Source organism: Streptomyces sp. NBC_00670, assembly GCF_036226765.1.
Classification (GTDB): Bacteria; Actinomycetota; Actinomycetes; order Streptomycetales; family Streptomycetaceae; genus Streptomyces.
In genome coordinates this window covers 5,100,017-5,115,500 of sequence record NZ_CP109017.1, presented here as the reverse complement: position 1 = coordinate 5,115,500, position 15,484 = coordinate 5,100,017, and the positions used below count along the sequence as shown (strand labels likewise).

14 protein-coding genes are annotated in these 15,484 nt (G+C 70.8%); 5 read left to right on the top strand and 9 right to left on the bottom strand.

Translation table 11 applies throughout. The features are described from left to right. Nucleotides 1-69: 69 nt before the first annotated feature. The gene (locus OIE12_RS22890) at nucleotides 70-462 is read right to left on the bottom strand and encodes an SCO5389 family protein (RefSeq protein WP_329138231.1); all 393 of its coding nucleotides are present in this window, start codon (nucleotides 460-462) and stop codon (nucleotides 70-72) included. 299 nt (nucleotides 463-761) lie between these two features. Here OIE12_RS22890 and nucS point away from each other — a divergent pair, with 299 nt between their 5' ends. Next, nucleotides 762-1,433 carry an endonuclease NucS gene (gene nucS, locus OIE12_RS22885; protein ID WP_030380014.1) on the top strand — a complete coding sequence of 224 codons (672 nt, stop codon included), beginning with the start codon at nucleotides 762-764 and terminating at the stop codon, nucleotides 1,431-1,433. A gap of 296 nt (nucleotides 1,434-1,729) precedes the next feature. Here nucS and OIE12_RS22880 read toward each other — a convergent pair whose 3' ends face one another. From OIE12_RS22880 to OIE12_RS22870, 3 genes are all read right to left on the bottom strand, one after another. Further along, nucleotides 1,730-4,372, bottom strand: coding sequence for an ATP-binding protein (locus OIE12_RS22880; RefSeq protein WP_329138229.1), 2,643 nt, complete (start codon nucleotides 4,370-4,372; stop codon nucleotides 1,730-1,732). 272 nt (nucleotides 4,373-4,644) lie between these two features. After that, nucleotides 4,645-4,968 (bottom strand): STAS domain-containing protein, encoded by a 324-nt coding sequence (locus OIE12_RS22875; protein ID WP_030380016.1) that lies wholly within the window; start codon nucleotides 4,966-4,968, stop codon nucleotides 4,645-4,647. A 337-nt stretch (nucleotides 4,969-5,305) separates the two neighbouring features. Then, the gene (locus tag OIE12_RS22870) at nucleotides 5,306-5,962 is read right to left on the bottom strand and encodes a TetR/AcrR family transcriptional regulator (RefSeq protein WP_329138226.1); all 657 of its coding nucleotides are present in this window, start codon (nucleotides 5,960-5,962) and stop codon (nucleotides 5,306-5,308) included. An 81-nt stretch (nucleotides 5,963-6,043) separates the two neighbouring features. On the opposite strand from OIE12_RS22870, the gene OIE12_RS22865 reads away from it, so the two are divergent. The 4 genes from OIE12_RS22865 (at nucleotide 6,044) to OIE12_RS22850 (ending at nucleotide 10,232) form a co-directional block, all read left to right on the top strand. Continuing rightward, entirely contained in the window at nucleotides 6,044-6,829 is a 786-nt protein-coding gene (locus OIE12_RS22865) for an ABC transporter ATP-binding protein (RefSeq protein WP_329138224.1), read from the top strand. Nucleotides 6,830-6,848: 19 nt separating this feature from the next. Then, nucleotides 6,849-7,607, top strand: coding sequence for an ABC transporter permease (locus OIE12_RS22860; protein ID WP_329138221.1), 759 nt, complete (start codon nucleotides 6,849-6,851; stop codon nucleotides 7,605-7,607). Between the two features lie 13 nt (nucleotides 7,608-7,620). Continuing rightward, nucleotides 7,621-8,193 carry a cob(I)yrinic acid a,c-diamide adenosyltransferase gene (locus OIE12_RS22855; protein WP_329138219.1) on the top strand — a complete coding sequence of 191 codons (573 nt, stop codon included), beginning with the start codon at nucleotides 7,621-7,623 and terminating at the stop codon, nucleotides 8,191-8,193. Nucleotides 8,194-8,384: 191 nt separating this feature from the next. Then, nucleotides 8,385-10,232 carry a glycoside hydrolase family 18 chitinase gene (locus tag OIE12_RS22850; RefSeq protein WP_329138217.1) on the top strand — a complete coding sequence of 616 codons (1,848 nt, stop codon included), beginning with the start codon at nucleotides 8,385-8,387 and terminating at the stop codon, nucleotides 10,230-10,232. 89 nt (nucleotides 10,233-10,321) lie between these two features. On the opposite strand, the gene OIE12_RS22845 is transcribed toward OIE12_RS22850, so the two are convergent. The 5 genes from OIE12_RS22845 to atpA all read right to left on the bottom strand — a co-directional run bounded on the left by OIE12_RS22845 (nucleotide 10,322) and on the right by atpA (nucleotide 15,377). Beyond that, nucleotides 10,322-10,768 carry a DUF2550 domain-containing protein gene (locus OIE12_RS22845; RefSeq protein ID WP_329138215.1) on the bottom strand — a complete coding sequence of 149 codons (447 nt, stop codon included), beginning with the start codon at nucleotides 10,766-10,768 and terminating at the stop codon, nucleotides 10,322-10,324. A gap of 154 nt (nucleotides 10,769-10,922) precedes the next feature. Beyond that, the gene (locus OIE12_RS22840; protein WP_030380024.1) at nucleotides 10,923-11,297 is read right to left on the bottom strand and encodes a F0F1 ATP synthase subunit epsilon; all 375 of its coding nucleotides are present in this window, start codon (nucleotides 11,295-11,297) and stop codon (nucleotides 10,923-10,925) included. Nucleotides 11,298-11,411: 114 nt separating this feature from the next. Then, nucleotides 11,412-12,848, bottom strand: a complete 1,437-nt coding sequence (atpD, locus tag OIE12_RS22835) for a F0F1 ATP synthase subunit beta (protein ID WP_329138213.1) — start codon at nucleotides 12,846-12,848, stop codon at nucleotides 11,412-11,414. Between the two features lie 6 nt (nucleotides 12,849-12,854). Continuing rightward, a complete protein-coding gene (locus tag OIE12_RS22830) occupies nucleotides 12,855-13,766 on the bottom strand; it encodes a F0F1 ATP synthase subunit gamma (RefSeq protein ID WP_329138210.1) in 912 nt (303 codons plus the stop codon). 21 nt (nucleotides 13,767-13,787) lie between these two features. Then, nucleotides 13,788-15,377 carry a F0F1 ATP synthase subunit alpha gene (gene atpA, locus OIE12_RS22825; RefSeq protein WP_030380027.1) on the bottom strand — a complete coding sequence of 530 codons (1,590 nt, stop codon included), beginning with the start codon at nucleotides 15,375-15,377 and terminating at the stop codon, nucleotides 13,788-13,790. Between the last annotated feature and the right edge of the window lie 107 nt (nucleotides 15,378-15,484).

Here is a 15,484-nt window from a genome sequence, read left to right as displayed (position 1 = left end):
CGGGGATCTCTCCCCCCGCATACGCTCCCTCCGCACCCGGGGCGGCAGGCCGTACCGCGTCACACCCGCTCAGCAGTCCCGGAGTTCCGGGGACTGGTTGAGCAACTGGCTGCGGACCGAGGTGAAACGGGCCAGGCGTTCGTCCACCGAGGAGTCCAGCGGGAACACCGCCACCCGGTGGCAGTTCTGGAAGGCCAGTCGCACCCCGAAGTGGCGCTGCAGTGCGCCGCGTATCGCGTCACTGGCGAGCGCGCGCAGCAGCTCGCCGCGCGCGTGCTCGTCCGGCGGCGGCGTCTGGTTGTCGGCGAACGAGCCGCCGTCCACCTTCAGCTGGGCCACCAGGGAGCTGATCATCTCCCAGGCGAAGGGCAGGGAGGTCCGGACGCAGTCGACGAATTCCGCTTCGTCGACCTCGCCTCGCTCGGCCTTTTCGAGTAGGGCCGGTGAGACGTCGAGCGACATGGGTTCTCCTCTCACACCCCCGGTGCGCGGGGGCCGACGGACAGGGCGGAGAGGCCCGGGCGTCAACACGCTGCGTACATGGCCCGCGACCTCCTGTTTCTACGGTAAGCAACCAAACGTGGCCGCACCAGGAAAACGGGGATACGGCCGCCCCCCGGTGGGCACACAATCGGCCATCCGCGAACAGGAAGCGTCAGTAGGGCGGTTGAAGACGACAAGAACCGCGCCGACGTGCGCGAATAGTCCGCAGGCATGGTCGGATCGCGCGGGAGCGGGCGCGTCGAGTAGCGTTGCGCACCATGCGTCTCGTCATCGCCCGGTGCTCCGTCGACTACGCGGGCCGGCTCACCGCCCACCTTCCCTCGGCGCCCCGTCTGATCCTCGTGAAGGCCGACGGCAGTGTGTCGATCCATGCGGACGACCGGGCCTACAAGCCTCTGAACTGGATGTCTCCGCCCTGCACCCTCAAGGAGGGCAGTGGTGAGGAGGCGGGGGTGTGGACCGTCGTGAACAAGGCGGGCGAGAAGCTCATCATCACGATGGAGGAGATCCTCCACGACTCCTCGCACGAACTCGGGGTGGACCCCGGGCTGATCAAGGACGGCGTGGAAGCACACCTTCAGGAACTGCTCGCGGACCGGATCGAGACGCTGGGGGACGGTTACACGCTCATCCGGCGCGAGTACATGACGGCGATCGGGCCGGTGGACATCCTGTGCCGGGACGGCGACGGCGGGACCGTCGCCGTGGAGATCAAGCGGCGGGGGGAGATCGACGGGGTCGAGCAGTTGACGCGGTACCTGGATCTGCTGAACCGGGATCCGCATCTGGCGCCGGTGCGGGGGGTGTTCGCGGCGCAGGAGATCAAGCCGCAGGCGCGGGTCCTGGCGGCGGACCGCGGCATCGGCTGCCACATCCTGGACTACGACGCACTCCGCGGCATCGAGGACGACAAACTCCGCCTGTTCTGACCCCCGGGGCCCTCTTGATCCCCGGCCCTCCCCGACCTTCCTTCGCCCCCGCCGCCCCTACCCATCCCATCCGCACAAGGGGCTCCGCCCCTTGGACCCCACACGGGGCTCCGCCCCGTTTCGCGCAGTTCCCCGCGCCCCTGACAGGGGCGCGGGGAACTGCGCGAGCAACCACAACGCGCCTGCACCCACCCACAGTCCCCCTCCCCCCTCGGGGTCGAAGGGGCGGAGCCCCTGGGGGATGGGACGGGTAGGGGCGGCGGGGGCGAGGAACAAGCCCCCGGGCGCACCCGGGGTCAGATCGTCGGCGTCGCCCCCGACGAACCCGGCTCCGGCGCACTGCTCGTCACCGTCGTACTGGATGACGAGGACGCCGAGTTGGTCATGGACGGATCCTCCGTGGCCGTCCCCGACGGCGACTCGGACGTGCCCGGCGACGTACTCGACGAAGTCGAGGAGGAAGGCGTGCCCTCGGGCGTCGACTTCGTCGGCGAGGCCGGCTTGGACGGCCGGTCGTCCCCGCCCCCACCCCCGCCGTGTTCCTTCCCGCCCCCACCGTGGCCCTTGCCCGTGGACGACGACCGCGTCGCCGACGGCGAGGAGGAGGCCGACGACGACGGCGACGGGTCGTCCGCCGTCCCGTACGTCCCGTCAGGACCCGGATCCGACGGCGCCGCCACCTTCCCGCCGTTCCCCGCCCCGTCGCCGTCCTTCTTCGCCGTGTCCCCGCCCAGACTGTCGTCCCCACTGTCCTGACCGATCGACGGATCGACCCCGATCCGCTCGGAGGGCGCGTTCTCGTTGTGGTCGTTGTCGGAGGTCGCCCCCAGCGTCACCACCGTGCCGAGCACGGCCACGAGCAGCGCCCCCGCCCCCGCGGCAACGAGGTTGCGCCGGGTCCCGCGCGCCACCCCACGGAGCCCGCCTTGCCGACGCCCGCCGACAGCGGCACCGGCACCACCCCCCGGCGGCAGCGCCGCCACCGCCCGGTACGACACCAACGTCGCGGTGTCCCCCACCGGAGGCCACGCCGCCGAGGAACCCCCCACCGAGGGTTCCTCGCCCGCCGGCTCCACGACGGCGTCGAAGTCGGAGGCCAGTACGAGCGCCGCCCCCGGCGCCGTCCCCGCCCGGTCGTCGACGAGCGCCAGCGCCCGCCGCCCCGCGACGGTCCCCCGCCGGTCGGCGACCGCACCCCGCAGCCCGACGGACGTCTCCAGCTCGGCCCGCGCCCGGTCCAACTGGCCCTCGCAGAGGGCGAGGACGCCCAGCTCGTGGTGGAAGTACGCCTGGTCGGCCACCTCCCCCGCCAGCCGCGAGGCCTCCGCGCCCGCCCGCAGCGCCCGCTCCCAGGCGCTCCACCGCAGCCCCGCGGCGAACGCGGGCGCGGCCTGCCGGGCGAGCCGCACGGCGACGGGGCTCTCCGCCTCCTCGCCGGCCTCCCATGCGGAGGCATCCTCGGCGTGCTCCTCCACCGGCGCGGTGAGCGGCACCAGCGCGGTGAGCGCGGCCAGCACGGCGTCGGCCTCGGCCGAGACCCGCTCGGGCGTGACCGAGGGGTGCCCGGCCCACCAGGCGTAGTGCCGGGCGGCGGTCAGCAGGTGCTCCTCGGCCGCCGTGTCGTACCCGGCGGCCACCAGCTGCTCCAGGACCCCGGCGGCGAGCCGGTAGCGCGCGCCGACCGGGGTGACCAGCGCGCAGCCGGCCAGCTCGGCGAGTGCGGCGTCCGCGTGGGTGTCGTCGACGAGCGCGGGGAGGTGGGTGAGGTGCGGGACCTCGCCGTCGAGCGCGACCGCGAACTGCAGGGTCTCGCGAGCCGAGCGGCTCAGCCGGGAGGCGAGCAGCGGGGCGGCCGCCGCGGCCTCGGCGAGCGGGGGCAGCGGCTCCTCGTCGCCGGTGCCGGGCTCGGGCGCGGTGTCCTGGACGGCGTCGGCCCCGGCCTTGGCGTCCTCGAAGACGCCGTACTCGTCGAACGCCTCGGCCTCCAGGCGCAGCCGGTCCCGCTGCCGCAGCAGCGCCCCGGCCTGCTTGAAGCGCAGCGGGAGCCCCTCGGACTCGAAGAGGAGGTCGCCGGCCCAGTTGGACTCCTCCTCGGTGAGGACGCGGCCGACGGCCCGCTCCAGGAGTTCGACGCAGCCGGCGCGGTCCAGTCCGCCCAGTTCGACGTCCTCGAAGGCGGCCTCGGCCGAGGGGGCGGGCACGTCGGGCGTGACGGCGCAGAGGTAGGCGCACTCGGGGGTGGCATCGAGGAGGTCGTCGAGGGCGGCGCCGCCGAACTCGAGGTCGTCGAGGAGGACGACGGCGCCGATCTCGGCGAGGGCCTCGCGCAGTTCGTCGCGGCCCGGACGGTACTCGGGGGCGTCGTACACGGCGTGGTAGAGGTCGTCCAGCAGCTCGTCGGCGGTGCGCCGGTGGCCGCAGAGGCGGACGACGCCGTCGGGGGCGAGGTCGGCGCAGTCCCCGGCGACGGCGTCCAGCAGGACGGTGCGGCCCGAGCCCCGGGCGCCGACGAGGCGGACGGAGCGGCCGCGGGCCAGCAGCCCGACGAGCCGCTCGTGCGCGTCCTCGCGCTGGAGCAGTCCGGAGTCCGGGAGCGTGGGGCCCGGCGGCACGGGCGGCCGGGCGGCGCGCTCGCGCTCGGCTCGGCGGGCGGTGCCGTACTTGGCGGGCCGCTCGGGGAGTCCCGGGTGTCCGGGGCGTTCCCGCGGCGGGCGGTTCTCGATCTCGCTGCCGTCCACCGGGTTGACGGTGAGCAGGAACTCGCCCGCGACGAGCTGGACGGTGCGGGCCGGAGCGGGCGCGTGCTGGCCGAAGTCGGCGGTGAGGGAGTCCCTGGGCGGGCGCCGGGCGGTGCGGCCCTGGCCGTCACCGTCCTCACGGCCGTCGCGGCCGTCACCGTCGTGGCCGTACTCCTCGGGTCCGGCGTTGTTCGGGTCCATCGGTTCTAGCCCCCAAAAGCGTCGTGTGCCGAAAACCCTCCCGGCCTTGCCGCACACCGCGCTGTCGCTTCTGGTCCGGTACCCGCCCGGGCTGACGGGCGGCGGGCAGCCGAACCCTAAACCTTCGCACAGTATCGCGGAACAGTCGGGGTACCGGGCGGTCCGCAACATCACGGCTTCATGAGGATTGGGCGCGTCGTACGGTTCGCGACGAGACGTACGCCCCTGCCCGGTGCCGTACGCCGGGCAGGAACCGGCCCGCGGGCGGCCGCTCAGACGCGGGGCAGCGACTCCACGCCGATGCCGCCCTCGATGGCCAGGATGCGGTGCAGCCGGGTGGCGACCAGCAGCCGCTGCATCTGGGGCGGGACGCCGCGCAGGACGAGCCGCCTGCCGCACCGCCCGGCCCGCCGGTGGGCTCCCATGATGACGCCGAGTCCGGTGGCGTCCCAGGAGTCCAGTTCGGACAGGTCGAGCACCAGGTCGCCGACTCCGTCGTCGACGGCCGAGTGCAGGACCGTACGGGCGTCCGCCGCGCTCCGGACGTCGAGGCGGCCCCCGACGACCAGCCCGGCGTGGTCGCCCCTGATGTGCATATGCGCTCCCCGAGAGTGCGGTGTCGAACTCCGTTGTCCGTGGTGGTGCAAGTCTGATGCGACTCCGATGCAACTCCTGACTGCCTGATGGGCGGTCCGGTTGCTGGTTGTTGGCGAACCGATACCGAATTCACTCCTGCGGGTGATCCCCCCGAGGTGCGTACGGTGCCGGTGTACGCCATTCGCGTGAGCCGCGTGCGGCCGGCGCCCGCCGGTGTGTCGGCGGGCGCGGACGGGGTGTCAGTACGCGCGTCACCAGTCCTCTCGGCGGACCCTAGCGCCCGTTCGCCCGTCTGTGACCGCTAAGTAACGCGGGTCACGTCTCACTTGACGGACATCACACCGACTCGGTCCATTCCATGCCCCGAACGGCGTAGTTGAGCACCCGGTCGCTCAACAGCTCCTCGATGTCGTCGAGCAGCCCCAACACCTCGCGCGACACTTCCCGCACGTCCCGCCCGGCCCTCATCTCCCGCCCGATCACGGCCGTGAGAGTCGTGTGCACCCAGGAGATCTGCCCGGCCATCAGGTGCGGCAGGGGGTCGTCGTCGGCGGCCCCGGTCTCCTCGCGCAGGGTCCGCTCCAGGTCGGTCTGGGCCTCCTGGGCGAGGGCCCACATCCGGGTCCGCAGGGTGGGCGCCTCCTCGATGACGCGCGTGAACGCGGCGTATCCGGGGAGCAGTCCGACCCGGGGCGAGACCGCCTCGACCTCCTCGCGCAACTCGCGCAGGACCGCGCCGACCGCGGACTCGCCCCGCCCTCGCCCCCGCACCCAGCGGGAGAGCCGGTCGACCATCCCCGCGGAGCGGTCGAGGAACAGGTCCTCCTTGGCGGGGAAGTAGTTGTAGACGGTGTTGACGGAGACGTCCGCCGCCTCGGCGACCTCCGCGACCGTCACCGCGTCGAAGCCCCGCTCGACGAAGAGCCCGGTGGCGACATCCGAGATGTACTGCCTGGTCTGCCGCTTCTTCCGCTCCCTGAGCCCTTCAGCCATGCCCGCATCCTAGTCGGGCTTGGGTGGACTGAAATTTTGGAGTCATTGCAATCTTTCAGTTCCTCTGTTTTTCTGTAGGGCATGGCACCCGTCATCAGCGCGGCCGGACTGGCCCGCACCTTCACCACCAAGCGCGGCCCCGTGGAAGCCGTGCGCGGTGTCGACCTGACCGTCCACGAGGGCGAGATTCTGGGTTTCCTCGGCCCGAACGGCGCGGGCAAGACCACGACCCTGCGCATGCTCACGACCCTGCTCACCCCCACCGGCGGTGCGGCCACCGTCGCCGGACACGACCTGGCCGGCGATCCGGCCGGGGTGCGGCGGGCGTGCGGATACGTCGCCCAGTCCGGCGGCGTCGATCCGGGCATCACCGTGCGGGAGGAGCTGGTCACGCAGGCCCGGCTGTACCGCCTGCCGAAGGCGGAGGCGGCCGGGCGCGCCGAGGAACTGGCCCGCGAGCTGGATCTCACCGGGCTGCTGGACCGCAGGTGCGGGGCCCTCTCCGGTGGCCAGCGGCGCCGCCTGGACATCGCGATGGCGCTCACCCACCACCCGAGGGTGCTCTTCCTCGACGAGCCCACCACCGGCCTGGACCCCCGCAGCCGCGCCGACCTGTGGGACCTGATCCGGCGGCTGCGCGACGCGCACGGCACGACGGTCTTCCTGACCACCCACTACCTCGACGAGGCCGACGCCCTCTCCGACCGCCTGGTGATCGTCGACCACGGCGTGGTCGTCGCCGAGGGCACCCCGACCGCGCTCAAGCTGGCGCACGGCGGCTCGATCGACGCCACGCTCCAGGACACGTTCCTCGCGATCACCGGCCGGCGTCCCGCTCCGGCCGACGCCGCCCCCGTCTCCGTATAGGACAGGCAGGACAGCCGACATGACCAACCGCCTCCTCCACGACACGGCCCTCGTCTACGGCCGCCATCTGCGCCAGTCCCTGCGGTCCCGCTTCGCGCTGCTGTTCGGGGTGTTGACGCCGCTGCTCTACCTGCTCTTCTTCGGACCGCTGCTGACCGGGCTCCCGCTGGGCGGCGGGGGCAGCTCCTGGCAGGTGCTCGTCCCCGGGCTGCTGCTCCAACTCGGTCTTTTCGGCGCCCTGTTCGCTGGGTTCACGGTCATCATGGAGAAGGGGCAGGGGGTGGTGGAGCGGATGCGGGTGACACCGGTCAGCCGGCTCGCCCTCCTCCTCGGCCGGGTGCTGCGGGACGCCACCGTCTTCGTCGTCCAGGCGGTACTGCTGGTGCTGGCCGCACTGGTGATGGGGCTGCGGGCCCCGCTGACGGGGGTGCTGATCGGCTTCGCGTTCGTCGCCCTGCTCACGGTCGCGCTGGCCTCGCTGTCGTACGCGATGGCGATGAAGGTCGCCACGCCGCAGGAGTTCGGCCCGCTGGTCAGCACCCTGTCGATGCCGTCGATGCTGCTGTCCGGTCTGATGCTCCCGATGACCCTGGCACCGGCCTGGCTGGACGTGCTCTCGCACTTCGTCCCGTTCCGCTACCTGGTGGACGCGGTCCGGGACGCCTACATGGGCCAGTACGCGACCGCGCACATGCTGTACGGCACCCTCGTCGCGGTCGCCTTCGCGGCGCTCGCCGTGGCGGCGGGCACACATGTGTTCCGGACGGCAGGGGCCTGATTACCCTGGCCGCATGGTCAATCTCACGCGTATCTACACCCGGACCGGCGACAAGGGGGCCACCCATCTCGGTGACATGAGCCGGGTGCCCAAGACCGATGCCCGGATTGCGGCGTACGCGGACGCCAATGAGGCGAACGCGGTGGTCGGGACGGCGATCGCGCTCGGGGGGCTGGAGGCGGACGTCGTCCGGGTGCTCACCCGGGTGCAGAACGACCTGTTCGACGTGGGGGCGGATCTGTCGACGCCCGTGGTGGAGAACCCGGAGTTCCCGCCGCTGAGGGTGGAGCAGTTCTACGTCGACCGGCTCGAGGCGGACTGCGACCGGTTCAACGAGCGGCTGGAGAAGCTGCGTTCCTTCATCCTGCCCGGCGGCACCCCGGGCGCGGCCCTGCTGCACCAGGCGTGCACGGTGGTGCGGCGAGCCGAGCGTTCGACGTGGACGGCCCTGGAGGCGCACGGCGACACGATGAACCCGCTCACCGCGACCTACCTCAACCGGCTCTCCGATCTCCTGTTCATCCTGGCCCGCGTCGCCAACCTGGAGACCGGAGACGTGTTGTGGGTGCCGGGCGGGGAGCGCTGAGCCACTTCTCACCGCAGTTCACGTCTTCCCGCCCGTACCGCCGTCGTCGTGGTGCGGGCGGGCTTGTGTGACCGGGCCGTGCCCATGGCACCGAGAGTGGTCCAGACCTATTGACGGATGGTCCAGACCTTTCTACTCTCGCGGCAGCGTGCACAGTCATGCCCCCGACAACCCCACACAAGGAGGCGCGGATGCGCTTCAGACACCGGGCTGCCGCAGGTTTCGCGACCCTGCTTCTCCCCCTCGCCGGGCTCGTCGGCCTCGCGAGCCCCGCCCAAGCCGCCACCTCGGCCACCGCCACCTACGCCAAGACCCAGGACTGGGGCACCGGCTTCGAGGGCAAGTGGACCGTCAAGAACACCGGCACCAGCAGCATCAGCTCCTGGACGATCGAGTGGGACTTCCCCTCCGGGACGTCCGTGACCTCCGCCTGGGACGCGGACGTCACCCACTCCGGCAACCACTGGACCGCCAAGAACAAGTCCTACAACGGCACCCTCGCCCCCGGCGCCTCCCTCTCCTTCGGCTTCAACGGCTCCGGTTCCGGCTCCCCCAGCGCCTGTACGCTCAACGGCGCGAGCTGCGACGGCGGCACCACGGTCCCCGGCGACAACCCGCCCTCCGCGCCGGGCACCCCCACCGCCTCCTCCGTCACCGACACCTCGGTCAAGCTCTCCTGGAGCGCGGCCAGTGACGACAAGGGCGTCAAGAACTACGACGTCCTGCGCGACGGCAAGACGGTCGGGACCGTCACGTCCACCTCGTACACGGACACCGGCCTCACCGCCGGCACCGACTACTCGTACACCGTCCAGGCCCGCGACACCGCCGACCAGACCGGCTCCCCCAGCGGCGCGGTGAAGGTCCACACCACCGGCGGCGGCACCACCGACCCCGGTGACGGGGACGACGGCGGCAACACCGGCGGCAAGGTGAAGCTCGGCTACTTCACCGAGTGGGGCACCTACGGGCGCAACTACAACGTCAAGAACATCGTGACCTCCGGCTCCGCGTCGAAGATCACCCACATCAACTACGCCTTCGGCAACGTCACCGGCGGCAAGTGCGCCATCGGCGACTCCTACGCCGACTACGACAAGGCGTTCACCGCCGACCAGTCCGTCAGCGGCGTCGCCGACACCTGGGACCAGCCGCTGCGCGGCAACTTCAACCAGCTGCGCGAGCTGAAGGCCAAGTACCCGAACATCAAGGTCATCTGGTCCTTCGGCGGCTGGACCTGGTCCGGCGGCTTCGGCGAGGCCGCGAAGAACCCGGCAGCGTTCGCCGAGTCCTGCTACAACCTGGTCGAGGACCCGCGCTGGGCCGACGTCTTCGACGGCATCGACATCGACTGGGAGTACCCCAACGCCTGCGGGCTGTCCTGCGACTCCAGCGGCGCCTCGGCCTACAAGAACCTGATGCAGGCCCTGCGCGCCAAGTTCGGCAGCAACAACCTGGTCACCTCGGCCGTCACGGCCGACGGCACCAGCGGCGGCAAGATCGACGCCGCCGACTACGCGGGCGCCGCCCAGTACGTCGACTGGTACAACGTGATGACGTACGACTTCTTCGGCGCCTTCGACGCGGACGGCCCGACCGCCCCGCACTCCCCGCTCACCTCGTACAACGGCATCCCGACGCCCGGCTTCACCACGGCCGACGCGATCGCCAAGTACAAGGCGAAGGGCGTCCCGGCGAGCAAGCTGCTCATCGGGATCGGCTTCTACGGCCGCGGCTGGACCGGCGTCACCCAGGACGCCCCGGGCGGCTCGGCCACGGGTCCGGCGGCGGGCACGTACGAGCAGGGCATCGAGGACTACAAGGTCCTCAAGACCTCCTGCCCCGCCACCGGCACGATCGCGGGCACGGCGTACGCGCACTGCGGCACCAACTGGTGGTCGTACGACACCCCGGCCACCATCGGCACGAAGATGTCGTGGGCCAAGAACCAGAGCCTGGGAGGCGCGTTCTTCTGGGACTTCAGCGGTGACACCAGCAATGGTGAGCTGGTGAGCGCGATCAACAACGGGCTGAACTAGCCCCACGGCTCACCCCGCACACGTCGGCCCCCTTCCCGCTCGCTCACACGGGAAGGGGGCCGATGCACGTCTGCCAGAAGTACGCGGGCTCAGGCCACATTCACTCGCTGCCCCGGCGGCGCCGCCTCCAGCCACGCCAGGAAGCCCGTCAGCGCGTCGTCGCTCATCGCCAGCTCAAGGCGCACCCCGCGGTGCAGACAGGTCAGGATGACGGCCTCGGAGAGCAGCGCCAGCTCCTCCTCGCCCTCGGGGGCGCGGCGGCCGGCCACCTCGATGGCCGAGCGCTCCAGCATGCGGCGCGGACGGGGCGCGTAGGAGAAGACGCGGAACCACTCGACGCGGTCGCCGTTGTAGCGCGCGATGCCGTATCCCCAGCCCTTGCCGCTGGTGTCGGTCTTCTCGGGAACGTCCCAGCGCAGGCTGCAGTCGAAGGTGCCGCCCGAGCGCTGGATCAGCCGGCGTCTGAGGCCGAAGACGAAGAGCGCGACGGCCAGGAGCGCGATCACCGCTCCGCACACAGTCAGGGCGAGGACCATCGGCACCGACCTCCTCGTCTCCCCGGCCATGTCCCAGGCCGTCGGATCAGGTAACGGAACGGAAAAAACATCCGGATTCGCCTCAGCCGCGGCCGGCACCGGAGCAATCCGGTACCGGCCGCGGCTGAGGGGTGTCAGGGCATGTGCGGGGCGGTCAGTGTGCCGACACCGCACGCAGTCGGACGTCCGCGCGGCGCTCGGCGGACGCGTCCGCGTCCGACTTCGCGCGCTCGAGCGCCCGCTCCGCGCGCTGGACGTCGATCTCGTCCGACAGCTCGGCGATCTCGGCCAGCAGCGACAGCTTGTCGTCCGCGAAGGAGAGGAAACCGCCGTGCACCGCGGCGACGACCGTTCCCCCTTCACTCGTACGGATGGTCACGGGGCCCGACTCCAGCACACCGAGCAGCGGCTGGTGACCGGGCATGACGCCGATGTCGCCGGAGGTGGTGCGCGCGACGACCAGGGTGGCCTCGCCGGACCAGACCTGGCGGTCGGCGGCGACCAGCTCGACGTGCAGCTCAGCAGCCAAGGGTGGCTCCTCGGGTCACCACCCGGCGGTGATGCCGGGTGTTGGTTACAAGTCTAATGGGCGTGGAGGAGGGGACGGGGACGACCCCCGCCCCCTCCGCCGCGAGCACCGGGCTCAGGAGACGCCCAGCTCCTTCGCGTTGTTCTTCAGGTCCTCGATTCCACCGCACAGGAAGAACGCCTGCTCGGGGAAGTGGTCGTACTCGCCGTCGATGATCGCGTTGAACGCGGCGATCGACTCGTCCAGCGGCACGTCCGACCCGTCGACGCCGGTGAACTGCTTGGCGACGTGGGTGTTCTGGGACAGGAAGCGCTCGACCCGACGGGCGCGGTGGACGGTGAGCTTGTCCTCCTCGCCGAGCTCGTCGATACCGAGGATCGCGATGATGTCCTGGAGGTCCTTGTACTTCTGCAGGACCGTCTTGACGCGCATCGCGGTGTTGTAGTGGTCCGCCGCGATGTAGCGGGGGTCCAGGATGCGGGACGTGGAGTCCAGCGGGTCCACGGCCGGGTAGATGCCCTTCTCCGAGATCGGACGGGAGAGCACCGTCGTCGCGTCGAGGTGGGCGAACGTGGTGGCCGGGGCCGGGTCGGTCAGGTCGTCCGCGGGGACGTAGATCGCCTGCATCGAGGTGATCGAGTGACCGCGGGTCGAGGTGATGCGCTCCTGGAGGAGGCCCATCTCGTCGGCCAGGTTCGGCTGGTAGCCCACCGCGGAGGGCATGCGGCCGAGCAGGGTCGAGACCTCGGAACCGGCCTGGGTGAAGCGGAAGATGTTGTCGATGAAGAACAGCACGTCCTGCTTCTGGACGTCACGGAAGTACTCGGCCATCGTCAGGCCGGCCAGCGCGACGCGCAGACGGGTGCCCGGGGGCTCGTCCATCTGGCCGAAGACCAGCGCGGTCTTGTCGATGACGCCCGAGTCGGCCATCTCCTCGATGAGGTCGTTGCCCTCACGGGTGCGCTCGCCGACACCGGCGAACACGGAGACACCGTCGTGGTTGTTGGCGACGCGGTAGATCATCTCCTGGATGAGCACCGTCTTGCCGACGCCGGCACCGCCGAACAGACCGATCTTGCCGCCCTTGACGTACGGGGTGAGCAGGTCGATGACCTTGACGCCGGTCTCGAACATCTCGGTCTTCGACTCGAGCTCGTCGAAGTTCGGGGCCTTGCGGTGGATCGACCAGCGCTCGCCCTCGTACTTCTCGTCGACGTTCAGCACCTCGCCGAGGGTGTTGAACACCTTGCCCTTGGTGAAGTCGCCGACCGGGACGGTGATGCCCGTGCCGGTGTCGGTGACCGGGGCCTGGCGGACCAGGCCGTCGGTGGGCTGCATCGAGATCGTGCGGACCAGGCCGTCACCCAGGTGCTGGGCGACCTCCAGGGTCAGCGTCTTCTTCGCGCCGTCCTGGGCCGGGTCGGCCACCTCGACGTGAAGGGCGTTGTAGATCTCCGGCATGGCGTCGACGGGGAACTCCACGTCGACGACCGGGCCGATGACCCGGGCGACGCGGCCCGTGGCAACGGCCGTCTCAACTGTCGTCGTCATTACCTGTCACTTCCCCGCGGTCGCGTCGGCCAGGGCTGCGGAGCCACCGACGATCTCGCTGATTTCCTGGGTGATTTCGGCCTGGCGGGCCGCGTTGGCAAGCCGGGACAGCGTCTCGATGAGCTCTCCGGCGTTGTCGGTGGCCGACTTCATCGCGCGCCGCGTGGCGGCGTGCTTGGAGGCGGCCGACTGGAGCAGCGCGTTGTAGATCCGGCTCTCGACGTAGCGCGGCAGCAGGGCGTCGAGGACGTCCTCCGCCGACGGCTCGAAGTCGTACAGCGGAAGAATCTCGTCCTTCGCTGTCGACTCCGTGGCCACCTCGTCGAGGCTGAGCGGCAGCAGCCGGGCGTCGAGCGCCGTCTGCGTCATCATCGAGACGAACTCGGTGAAGACGAGGTGGAGTTCGTCCACGCCGCCGTCCGCCGTGTCCTTCTCGATGGCCTCGATCAGCGGGGCCGCGACCTTCTTGGCGTCCGCGTACGTCGGCTCGTCGGTGAACCCGGCCCACGACTCCGCGACCTTGCGCTCACGGAAGTTGTAGTGGGCGAGGCCACGCCGGCCGACGATGTACGTGTCGACCTGCTTGCCCTCGCGCTCCAGGCGCTCGGTGAGCTGCTCCGCGGCCTTGATGGCGTTGGAGTTGAAGGCGCCGGCCAGACCGCGGTCGCTGGTCAGGAGCAACACCGCGGACCGCGTGACCGTCTCGGCCTGCGTGGTCAGCGGGTGCTTGGTGTTCGAACCGGTGCCGACCGCCGTGACCGCGCGGGTGAGCTCGGTCGCGTACGGCGTGGAGGCCGCCACCTTGCGCTGCGCCTTGACGACACGCGAGGCGGCGATCATCTCCATCGCCTTGGTGATCTTCTTGGTCGCGGTGACGGATCGGATGCGACGCTTGTAGACCCGGAGCTGGGCTCCCATGAGTCAGGTCCCTTCCTTACGTCACTTGGCCGCGGCCGGGGCATCCTCGCCGAGGAGCTTGCCGTCCGAGGTCTCGAACTGCTTCTTGAACTCGGCGATGGCGTCGCCGACGGCCTGCAGGGTGTCGTCGGACATCTTGCCGCCCTCCTTGATGGAGGTCATGAGGCCCTGCTCCTTGCGGTGCAGGTGCTCCAGGAGCTCCTTCTCGAAGCGGCGGATGTCGGCGACCGGCACGTCGTCCATCTTGCCGGTGGTGCCGGCCCAGACGGAGACGACCTGGTCCTCGGTCGGCATCGGCTGGTACTGGGGCTGCTTGAGCAGCTCCACCAGCCGCTGACCGCGCTCCAGCTGCGACTTCGACGCGGCGTCCAGGTCGGAACCGAAGGCGGCGAACGCCTCCAGCTCGCGGTACTGGGCGAGGTCGAGGCGCAGTCGGCCGGAGACCTGCTTCATCGCCTTGTGCTGCGCGCTGCCGCCGACTCGGGAGACGGAGATACCGACGTTCAGCGCGGGGCGCTGACCGGCGTTGAACAGGTCCGACTCCAGGAAGCACTGGCCGTCGGTGATGGAGATGACGTTGGTCGGGATGAACGCCGAGACGTCGTTGGCCTTGGTCTCGACGATCGGCAGACCGGTCATCGAACCGGCGCCCAGGTCGTCGGAGAGCTTGGCGCAGCGCTCCAGCAGGCGGGAGTGCAGGTAGAAGACGTCGCCCGGGTAGGCCTCGCGGCCCGGCGGACGGCGCAGCAGCAGGGAGACGGCGCGGTAGGCGTCGGCCTGCTTGGAGAGGTCGTCGAAGATGATGAGGACGTGCTTGCCCTCGTACATCCACTGCTGGCCGATGGCCGAGCCGGTGTACGGCGCCAGGTACTTGAAGCCGGCCGGGTCGGACGCCGGGGCGGCGACGATGGTCGTGTACTCCAGCGCGCCGGACTCCTCGAGGGCGCCCCGCACGGAGGCGATCGTCGAGCCCTTCTGGCCGATGGCGACGTAGACGCAGCGGACCTGCTTCTTCGGGTCGCCCGAGCGCCAGTTGTCGCGCTGGTTGATGATCGTGTCGACGGCCAGGGCGGTCTTGCCGGTCTGGCGGTCACCGATGATCAGCTGACGCTGGCCGCGGCCGACCGGGGTCATGGCGTCGACGGCCTTGTAGCCGGTCTCCATCGGCTCGTGCACCGACTTGCGCTGCATGACCGTGGGGGCCTGCAGTTCGAGGGCGCGGCGGCCGGACGTCTCGATCTCGCCGAGACCGTCGATCGGGTTGCCGAGCGGGTCGACGACGCGGCCGAGGTAGCCCTCGCCCACGGGGACCGACAGGACCTCGCCGGTGCGGGTGACCGGCTGGCCCTCCTCGATGCCGTTGAACTCGCCGAGGACGACGCAGCCGATCTCGCGCTCCTCGAGGTTGAGGGCGAGACCGAGGGTGCCGTCCTCGAACTTCAGCAGTTCGTTGGCCATGGCCGAGGGCAGCCCCTCGACCTTCGCGATGCCGTCGCCGGCAAGGGTGACCGTACCGACCTCCTCGCGCGAGGCCGCGTCCGGCTGGTACGACTGGACGAAGTTCTCCAGTGCGTCCCGGATCTCCTCCGGCCGGATCGTGAGCTCCGCCATCTGGGTTCCCTGCTCTCCTTGTTGGGCCCGAAGTTTCACTTTGGGGGGATTCTCAAGACTCCGGACTCCCCCCATGAACGAGGTGAATCCTCTGCACGGCCCAACGC